The organism is Microbispora bryophytorum (genome assembly GCF_006874465.1).
GTDB lineage: Bacteria > Actinomycetota > Actinomycetes > Streptosporangiales > Streptosporangiaceae > Microbispora > Microbispora bryophytorum.
The window spans coordinates 1-867 of the sequence record NZ_VIRL01000070.1 but is presented as its reverse complement, the minus strand read 5'-3'; the positions used below and the strand labels follow the sequence as shown (position 1 = coordinate 867).

At 65.1% G+C, this 867-nt stretch carries 1 protein-coding gene; it reads left to right on the top strand.

What is annotated here, in order from left to right; genetic code table 11:
- Window positions 1-867 (top strand): glycoside hydrolase family 10 protein (locus tag FLX07_RS35845; protein WP_142576415.1); only part of this gene is annotated, 867 nt, incomplete at both ends.

Sequence of the window (867 nt, the reverse complement as noted above, 5' to 3'; positions counted from 1 at the left end):
AGCGGCCGCTATTTCGGTACGGCGATCAGCTCGAGCAGGCTGGGTGACTCGAACTACACGACGATCGCGAATCGTGAGTTCAACATGGTCACGGCCGAGAACGAGATGAAGATCGACGCGACTGAGCCGAACCAGGGCCAGTTCAACTTCAACAACGCCGACCGGATCTACAACTGGGCGGTGCAGAACGGCAAGCAGGTGCGCGGGCACACGCTGGCCTGGCACTCCCAGCAGCCGGGCTGGATGCAGTCCCTCAGCGGCAGCGCACTGCGCCAGGCGATGATCAACCACATCAACGGCGTCATGGCCCATTACAAGGGCAAGATCCCCTACTGGGACGTGGTCAACGAGGCCTTCGACGACAGCAACGGCGGGCGGCGCGACTCCAACCTGCAGCGCACCGGCAACGACTGGATCGAGGTCGCCTTCCGCACCGCGCGGGCCGCCGACCCGGCCGCCAAGCTCTGCTACAACGACTACAACATCGACAACTGGACCTGGGCCAAGACCCAGGGCGTCTACAACATGGTCAAGGACTTCAAGTCCCGCGGCGTGCCCATCGACTGCGTCGGCCTGCAGGGCCACTTCAACAGCGGCAGCGCCTACAACAGCAACTACCGCACCACGCTGCAGAGCTTCGCCGCGCTGGGCGTCGACGTGGCGATCACCGAGCTGGACGTCGAGGGCGCCTCGTCCACGACCTACGCCAACATCGTCAACGACTGCCTCGCGGTCGCCCGCTGCGTCGGCATCACCGTGTGGGGCGTGCGCGACAGCGACTCCTGGCGCTCCAGCCAGACCCCGCTGCTGTTCGACGGCAACGGCAACAAGAAGGCCGCCTACACCTCGGTCCTCAACGCCCTCAAC